General features: G+C 59.1%; 9 protein-coding genes and 2 pseudogenes. 1 reads left to right on the forward strand and 10 read right to left on the reverse strand.

The genetic code is table 11. The features are described from left to right. Positions 1 to 760: 760 nt before the first annotated feature. From repC to R7Z77_RS23325, 10 genes and pseudogenes are all read right to left on the reverse strand, one after another. The gene (repC, locus tag R7Z77_RS23280; RefSeq protein ID WP_112928757.1) at positions 761 to 1,606 is read right to left on the reverse strand and encodes a replication protein C, IncQ-type; all 846 of its coding nucleotides are present in this window, start codon (positions 1,604 to 1,606) and stop codon (positions 761 to 763) included. Beyond that, complete coding sequence (locus R7Z77_RS23285) at positions 1,593 to 2,432, reverse strand: helicase RepA family protein (RefSeq protein WP_169573183.1); 840 nt, start codon at positions 2,430 to 2,432, stop codon at positions 1,593 to 1,595. Before R7Z77_RS23285 ends, repC begins: the two co-directional genes overlap by 14 nt. A gap of 30 nt (positions 2,433 to 2,462) precedes the next feature. Beyond that, positions 2,463 to 2,669, reverse strand: coding sequence for a plasmid repression protein F (gene urfF, locus R7Z77_RS23290; protein WP_112928753.1), 207 nt, complete (start codon positions 2,667 to 2,669; stop codon positions 2,463 to 2,465). A 56-nt stretch (positions 2,670 to 2,725) separates the two neighbouring features. Further along, the gene (locus R7Z77_RS23295; RefSeq protein WP_223847821.1) at positions 2,726 to 3,001 is read right to left on the reverse strand and encodes a hypothetical protein; all 276 of its coding nucleotides are present in this window, start codon (positions 2,999 to 3,001) and stop codon (positions 2,726 to 2,728) included. 61 nt (positions 3,002 to 3,062) lie between these two features. After that, the gene (aadB, locus tag R7Z77_RS23300; RefSeq protein WP_000381802.1) at positions 3,063 to 3,596 is read right to left on the reverse strand and encodes an aminoglycoside nucleotidyltransferase ANT(2'')-Ia; all 534 of its coding nucleotides are present in this window, start codon (positions 3,594 to 3,596) and stop codon (positions 3,063 to 3,065) included. A gap of 144 nt (positions 3,597 to 3,740) precedes the next feature. Next, positions 3,741 to 4,640, reverse strand: coding sequence for an extended-spectrum class A beta-lactamase VEB-18 (locus tag R7Z77_RS23305; protein ID WP_065825678.1), 900 nt, complete (start codon positions 4,638 to 4,640; stop codon positions 3,741 to 3,743). An 83-nt stretch (positions 4,641 to 4,723) separates the two neighbouring features. Then, positions 4,724 to 5,287, reverse strand: a complete 564-nt coding sequence (locus tag R7Z77_RS23310; protein WP_112928758.1) for an AacA4 family aminoglycoside N(6')-acetyltransferase — start codon at positions 5,285 to 5,287, stop codon at positions 4,724 to 4,726. 145 nt (positions 5,288 to 5,432) lie between these two features. Further along, positions 5,433 to 6,455 carry a DNA-primase RepB domain-containing protein gene (locus tag R7Z77_RS23315; RefSeq protein ID WP_318057402.1) on the reverse strand — a complete coding sequence of 341 codons (1,023 nt, stop codon included), beginning with the start codon at positions 6,453 to 6,455 and terminating at the stop codon, positions 5,433 to 5,435. Next, positions 6,386 to 6,796, reverse strand: a complete 411-nt coding sequence (locus R7Z77_RS23320) for an IncQ-type mobilization protein MobB (protein WP_011117300.1) — start codon at positions 6,794 to 6,796, stop codon at positions 6,386 to 6,388. Before R7Z77_RS23320 ends, R7Z77_RS23315 begins: the two co-directional genes overlap by 70 nt. Before the next feature lie 106 nt (positions 6,797 to 6,902). After that, a pseudogene (locus R7Z77_RS23325) lies at positions 6,903 to 7,544 on the reverse strand (MobA/MobL family protein); the annotation flags it as partial. Positions 7,545 to 7,726: 182 nt separating this feature from the next. Between R7Z77_RS23325 and R7Z77_RS23330 the strand changes: the two are divergent. After that, positions 7,727 to 7,908: pseudogene (locus R7Z77_RS23330) on the forward strand (mobilization protein); the annotation flags it as partial.

Genomic DNA, 7,908 nt, shown 5'->3' on the forward strand with positions numbered 1-7,908 from the left:
GAGGACACCCGGCGCAAGGTGCTGGTAGGCGCGTGGATACTCGGCAAAGTCGAAAGCGGCGAGTGGCCAGAACAGCGCTTGCTCGATGGGCTGGACAGCTACCTAGAGCGCGACCATGACCGGGCGCTGTTCGGACTGCCACCCAAGCAGGAATAGCAGCCACAGGAGCATGGCCAGCCGGAGCCGCAAGAGGGGCAAGGGTGAGCTTCTACCGGCTGACACCTGCCGAGATCGAAGCCCTGCAGCAAGAGATGCGAGAGGCGGGCGCGACCATCAAGGCGGAGATAGCCAAGCGCAAGGTGGCCAGCATGGCCCCTGCGGGGCTTCACACGCGCCCCCGCCCTGCGGGCAGGGGTAAAGGCCGCTAAAGCGGCTAAAGGCGTCTGCGGCTTCCTGTGGCGTCTGTGCATGGGGTTTGGGTTTGCGGGCCTTGGCCCGCCTTTTCCCTACCGCGGAGCGGTGGGGGCGGTGTGTAGCCTAGCGCAGCGGATAGATCAGTTATCCGGCCTCTGGCCGGGCATTTTGGGCAAGGGCAAACAGCGCCCCACTAGGGCGCTGTTAACCGCGCCTAGTGGATTATTCTTAGATAATCATGGATGGATTTTTTCAGCACCCCGCCAGCCCCCGCCCCTGCTGGGTTTGCAGGTTTGGGGGCGTGACAGTTAACGGGGGGGTTCGTGACAGTTAACGGGGGGGGGCGTGACAGTTAACGGGGGGGGCGTGACAGTTAACGGGGGGGGCGTGACAGTTATTGCAGGGGTCAGCCTGCCGCCTTGGGCCGTGCGATGTCGTACTTACCCGCCGCATACTCGTTCACCGTCCAGCCCAGCGCGATCAGCTCCGGCAGCGCCTCGCGCACCCGCTGGCGTCTCTTGCGCATGGCGGCCCCACTGGCCTCTGACGGCCAGACGTAGCCGCACAGGGTATCTATGGCCGCCTTGCCGGTCTTGCCGGGGTCGATCCAGCCACACAGCCGCTGGTGCAGCAGGCGGGCGGTTTCGCTGTCCAGCGCCCGCACCTCGTCCATGCTGATGCGCACATGCTGGCCGCCACCCATGACGGCCTGCGCGATCAAGGGGTTCAGGGCCACATACAGGCGCCCGTCTGCCTCGTCGCTGGCGTACTCGGCAAGCAGCCGGAAGCCCTGCCGCTTGCGGCCATTCTGGGCGATGATGGACACCTTCCAAAGCCGTTCAATGCAGTCCCTGATGGGCTTTGAGTCCTCGATATTGGCATAGCCTATTTCACGAGCCAGCGCCCGATAGCTACCCTTGACCACCATGGCGTCAGCGGTAACGGCTTCCCATTTGGGTTCCAGGAACAGCCGGAGCTGCTGCCCGCCGGGGGTCTCCGGTTCTGGCTCTAGCACCAGACCACTAGGCCCGGCCATGGCCACCAGCCCCTGCAGGATGCGCAAATCATCAGCGCCCAGCGGCTCCGGGCCGCTGAACTCGATCCGCTTGCCGTCGCCGTAGTCATACGTCACGTCCAGCTTGCCGCGCTTGCGCTCGCCCCGCTTGAGGGCACGGAACAGGCCGGGGGCCAGACAGTGCGCCGGGTCGTGCCGGACGTGGCTGAGGCTGTGTTTGTTCTTAGGCTTTGCCACGAGGCACCCCCTTGCTCTTGTGCTGCTTTTCCAGCACGGCGGGCTTGAGTACCCCGCCGTCATGCCGCCTGAACCAGCGGTCTTTGAACGGTGCCCCATAGTTGGCCTTGCTGACTCCAAAGCGGACGAAATAGGGCCGCTGCGTGTCGTCTACGCCCCATTCCTCGGCCTCACCGGTGGTCATGCCGGACAGGTACGATTGCCAGCGGATGTTATCCACCAGCACGGACGATCCCCGGCTGGCCTGCTGCTGGTCGCCTGCGCCCATCATGGCCGCGCCCTTGCTGGCATGGTGCAGGAACACGATAGAGCACCCGGTATCGGCGGCGATGGCCTCCATGCGGCCAATCACTTGCGCCATGGGGCCGCTGGCGTTCTCTTCCTCGATGTGGAACCGGCGCAAGGTATCCAGCACCATCAAGCGGCGTCCCTCAGCGGCTCGCTTGAGGCCGTCGAACCACTCCGGGGCCATGATGTTGGGTAGGCTGCCGATCAGCGGCTGGATTAGCAGACCGTCAGCCACGGCTTGCCGTTGCTCGTCGGTCAGGCGTTCCCCCAATGCGTGCAGGCGGTGATGTATGGCGGTGGGCGGGTCTTCGGCGGGCAGGTAGATCACCGGGCCGGTGCGCAACTCGCCCACGTCCAGCAGGTCGGGGCCGCCTGCGATCTGTGCGGCCAGTTGCAGGGCCAGCATGGACTTGCCGGCCCCACCGGGGGACACCAGCGCCCCCACGGTGCCGGCCACCATGTTGGGCAGTACGTAGTCAATCGGTGGCGGTAGCTCTGTGAAGCTCGCCAGAATGTCGATAGGCTTATGGGTAGCCATTGATTTGCCTCCTGTGTAGGCGGTTGGTGGTTAGGCGCTGGCGGGGTCACTACCCCCGCCCTGCGCCGCCCTGAGTTCTTCCAGATACAGCCGCAGCGCCTCGGCCTCTGCGTCTGTGGCCCATATCTTCCGGGCCTTGCGGCCCATGGCTCGCTGCTGCTCGGCAAAGCGGGCCTGTCGTATAGCGTTGGGGGTGGCCAGCAGGTTGCCGGTACGCTTGTCGTGTTGGTCTTTCATATTTCCTCCGCATTAGAGCTAACACCATAACAGGCATTAGCTCTAATGCAAGTGTTTTATCCTAATGTCGGCCCTCGGTACTGCTGTTTCTCGGCCTGCTTCGCCAGCTCGGCGCGGGCCTCCTGCACCTGCGGCAGCTCCATCACCTTCTGCACCGTACGCTTGATGTAATCGGCCTCATGGCCCGTCTTGCGCTCCATGATGGCGGGGCTGGCCTCGGCCATGGCCTTGCCGATCTCGTCCGGCTCCCGGCCCTTGCTGGCCAGCTTCATGGCCGCGATAAAGTCGCACTTGCTGAGGTCGTCACCGTACCGCTTGACCAGCCCGGCCATTTCGCTGCGGTAACACCTGAGTTAAGCCGCGCCGCGAAGCGGCGTCGGCTTGGACGAATTGTTAGGCCGCATATCGCGACCTGAAAGCGGCACGCAAGACCTCAACCTTTTCCGCCCCGAGTGAGGTGCATGCGAGCCTGTAGGACTCTATGTGCTTTGTAGGCCAGTCCACTGGTGGTACTTCATCGGCATAGTAAAAGTAATCCCAGATGATCGCCTCCCAGCTGTTACAACGGACTGGCCGCCCGGCGATGACGCCCTCAGCCGCCTCTGGGCACGAGCCCTGCGGAGCCTCCGCGATTTCATACGCTTCGTCTGCCCACCAAGCAGGTTCGCAGTCAAGTAACTCATCCCCGATCTCCGCTAAGAATCCATAGTCCAACTCCTCCATGACGCGCCCGCCGAGCATTTCAACTATTGCCTCGAGCTCGCCGCGCCTCTCGCCGGGAAACGTCAGATCAATATCATCGTGCTTGCGTGTTACACGCCCTAGCCGTGCATCGATCGCCCAGCCCCCACCGATCCAGAGCGGCAGATTTCGCTCATCTGCCGCAGCTAGAATTTTGTGTATCAATGTGACCTGCGTTGTGTCCATGCGGCCTAACGGTTTGGGCTATGGGCAGTGGCGGTTTGCGTGAGCCTTTCCTGTCAAACCGAGAAAACGCTCGGGCGGGCTACCGACTTTGCAAATTGCACTTCAACCCGCCATTGCCTATGAGCCAGTGTTAGCGGTAGTTTTTTATTTATTCAAATAGTAATCCCACGTTATTTTTGCAATGTCTGAAATAATCTTTTCATTAATTTCCGAAGTTTCTTTGGACTCTGCAACAAATACGCTTATAAAAATTAATTGTCCATTCGGTAAAGTAATTACCCCAACATCATTAGTGGCTGCTGCAATTCCATTATTTATTCCGGAAGTCCCTGTTTTATGAGCAACAATTGTATTCTTTGGTAATTGTCCTTTTAATCGGTTACTTCCTGTTGTTGTTTCTCTCATAATTTTCCAAATAAAATCATAACTTTTTTTAGAAAGTAATTGGTTCTTATTATTATAAGTATCTATTAACAGTTTGTTCATCGCTGTTGGGGTTGCCCAATTTTGATATTGGGTATTCCAATCCTTGTGCATTTGTTCTTCGTTTGCTTTGATTGAAATATCAGTGAAATGATTAGCATTCAAGAATTTTTGAACAGAATCAGTTCCTCCGATTAATTTTAGCAAAATATCACAACCAATATTGTCGCTCTCTGATACTGTATAATTTAGTATTTGTTCAATCGTCAAAGTTGTTCCATTAGGGAATTCCTCTTTAATCGGACTCCACATTTTAGGCAAAAGGTCTTGAGGGGTAATCTCTATTTTTTGTTCAAAAGAAAGATTCCCTTTATCTATCTCAGACAAAACGGCTAAAGCAATCGGAAATTTCATAACGCTTTGCATCGGGAAATGGAAGTCGTTATTAATCTTCAAAGTATCCTTCTCATTGCTGTTGAATATTGCTACTCCTATTCTGGCATTTTTTGCCTTTAAAACATTCTCAATTTTCAAAGTTAAGTTGTCAGTTTGAGCATTTGAATACGCAATTGTAAAAAATAAACTTAACAATACTAATAATATCCTTTTTACGATTTTCATATGTCTGTACTCCTATCTGGTTAAATTACCGCTAACACCTGAATTAAGCCGCGCCGCGAAGCGGCGTCGGCTTGAATGAGTTGTTAGGCAACACCGCGCTTTCTCTCGAAGGCTTGTCGTGTTTGAACCATGTAAACCGCCGGCCCGTCAGGCGTGGTGATGATCTTCTCCCGCACGAATCCTGCCTTCTCATAGCAGCGTATGGCTCGATGGTTGTTCGGAGTCGGGTCGGTCTGAATCTTCGTCACGGTGGGGTCCGAGAACAGTAGTTCAACGAGAGCGCGGACAAGCCTTGTTCCTAGGCCTTTGTTCAACTGTGTCGGGTCAGCCAGAGACTGGTCTATTCCTCGCACTCCTGGATCAGTTTCATCTTCCCACCAGCCATCACCGCTTCCGAGCGCGACGTACGACTGAGCATAGCCGATCGGTTCCTCGCCCAGCATTGCGATGTACGGTGTTACGGACTCTTCCGCCATCGCTCTGGGCAGGTAGTGTTCCAGCACTTCATCAAGAGTCGGTCGCTCTTCGTCACCACCCCACCACTCAACGATGTGCGGCCGGTTGAGCCAATCATGGAGCATCGGCAGGTCGCGCTCGGTCATGAGGCGAAGAGTTATGGGGGGGGTGCTCGCGGCCTTGCGGCCCATGGCTCGCTGCTGTTCGGCAAAGCGGGCCTGTCGTATAGCGTTAGGGGTGGCCAGCAGGTTGCCGGTACGCTTGTCGTGTTGGTCTTTCATCTCAAACCCTCCATTAGAGCTAACAGTATACCACCAGTTAGCGCTAACGCAAGCATTACATACTTAAATCTGGCCCCCGACTGCGCTGCTTCTGGGTCTGCTTCGCCAGCTCGGCGCGGGCCTCCTGCACCTGCGGCAGCTCCATCACTTTCTGTACCGTGCGCTTGATGTAATCGGCCTCATGGCCTGCCTTGCGCTCCATGATCGCGGGGCTGGCCTCGGCCATGGCCTTGGCGATCTCGTCCGGCTCCCGGCCCTTGCTGGCCAGCTTCATAGCCGCAATGAAGTCGCACTTGCTGAGGTCGTCACCGAAGCGTTTGACCAACCCGGCCATTTCGCTGCGGTAGTCGTCCACGGCGCTGCGGCGATACCGGCGCACACTCCGCGGGGCGGTGATCTCGGCCAGTCGTGCCGTCCGTTCCTGTTGGCGCTTAATGCTGTCCAGCACCTGCCCGGCCTGCTGCATCAGCTCCGGCCCTGCGGTGGCGGTCTTGCCCTTGGATTCACGCAGCAGCACCCACGGCTGATAACCGGTGCGGGTGGTGTGCTTGTCCTTGCGGTTGGTGAAGCCCGCCAAGCGACCATAGTGGCGGCTGTCGGCGCTGGCCGGGTCGGCGTCGTACTCGCGGGCCAGCTTCCGGGCGATTACGCCCCTGTGACCTGCTGGGGCGTCCTGAGCCACTTTTACCCATGCCTGATAGTTCTTGGGGCTGGTCTCCACGATCAGCGCCGGCTCCCGGCCCTCGGCTTTCATGTCATCCAAGTCGAACTCACTGAGATCGTCCACCAGCACCAAACCATGCCGCTCCTGCTCGGCGGGCCTGATATACACGTCATTGCCCTGGGCATTCATCCGCTTGAGCCATGGCGTGTTCTGGAGCACTTCGGCGGCTGACCATTCCCGGTTCATCATCTTGCCGCTGGCGGCATCCCGTATGCCGATGTCGTACCGGTCGCAGCCCATGGCCTTGAGCTGCCGGGCGATGGCTTGCGCGGTGCGGTCACCCTTTACTTGAGCTTGAAAACCAGCCATATACCCCCCTGTTGTTCGATGATTTGCGGCTCCAGCCAAAGCCATGATGCGATCAGCAGCGCCAGAATAGGCGTCACGGAAGCGATCAAGACCCCGGCCCACAACTTCCATGTCCAGCCACGGGCGGCGCTCCGGGCGCTCTGCGCGGCGCTGCTCACCTCGGCGGCTACCTCCCGCAACTCCTTGGCCAGCTCCACCCATGCCGCCCCTGTCTGGCGTTGGGCTTTCAGCCACTCCGCTGCCTGCGCCTCGCTGGCCTGCTGAGTCTGGCTCATGACCTGCCGGGCCTCGTCGGCCAGTGTCGCCATGCTCTGGGCCAGCGGTTCGATCTGCTCCGCTAACTCGTTGATGCCTCTGGACTTCTTCACTCTGTCTATCGCGCTCATGCTCGATAACCTCCCGGTATTCTTGTAAGTCGATGATCTGGCCGTTGGCCGTGTCGATGGCTAGGGCGGTGTCGGCCCGCTCGGTGCGGATGCCCCGGCCCTCCATCTCCACCACGTTGGGGCCAAGATGGATGCCCGGCAGGCGCTCGATGCCCTGCGCCTCAAGTGTTCTATGGTCAATGCGGGCGTCGTGACCAGCCCGCTCTAATGCCCGGTTGGCATGGTCGGCCCATGCCTCGCGGGTCTGCTCAAGCCATGCCTTGGGCTTCAGGCTCTCGGACTTCTGCGCCCCGCCCCGCTCTGGCTGTTTGGCGTTGTACCGCTTGAACCACTGGTCAGCCGGGCGCTCGATACCGTCGTTCTTCCGCTCAGAGATCATCAAGTGGCAATGGGGGTTCTCACCTTTACCGGCATGAATGGCCAGCGTATACGGCAGGCGCTCGCCCTCGGTCAGATGCCGGGCGAATTCGTCCACCAGCTCCCGCTGCTGATCTAGGGTCAGTTCGACCGGCAGGGCAAACTCAACCTCTTTGAACAGCCGCCCATTGGCGCGTTCATACAGGTCGGCAGCATCCCAGTAGTCGGCGGGGCGCTCGGCCCACTCGGGCAGGTGGCCGGACTGAGTGTGCAGCACCTCGTCACGGTCGCGGGAGTAACGGCCCTCCCGCTGGATGTAATCGGCTTTCGCCTTGGCCGACTGGCCGCCGTTCCGGCTGCCGGTCTTGGCCGTAAGGTGATAGATGGCCATAGGGGTTTAGCTCCATGCAATGGCCCTCGGAGAGCGCACAGCCCCAAAGGGGTGCCCGCAGGGCAGTTTCTCGAAGAGAAACCGGTAAGTGCGCCCTCCCGTTAGAATGACGGTCGGGGTTTGCGGTGTCTGTGCTCCGATGATAGCATGATGGCAAGCACATAACCAAGGGGAATGTCAACATGGCAAAAGCAGCGGAACGGCTCGCCAAGCTGGAAGAGCAACGGGCACGGATCAACGCCAAGATCCAGCGGGTCAGGGCACGGGAGCAGCAGCAAAAGCGCAAGGAGGACACCCGGCGCAAGGTGCTGGTAGGCGCGTGGATACTCGGCAAAGTCGAAAGCGGCGAGTGGCCAGAACAGCG

It is taken from the genome of Vibrio sp. 1401, assembly GCF_033340295.1.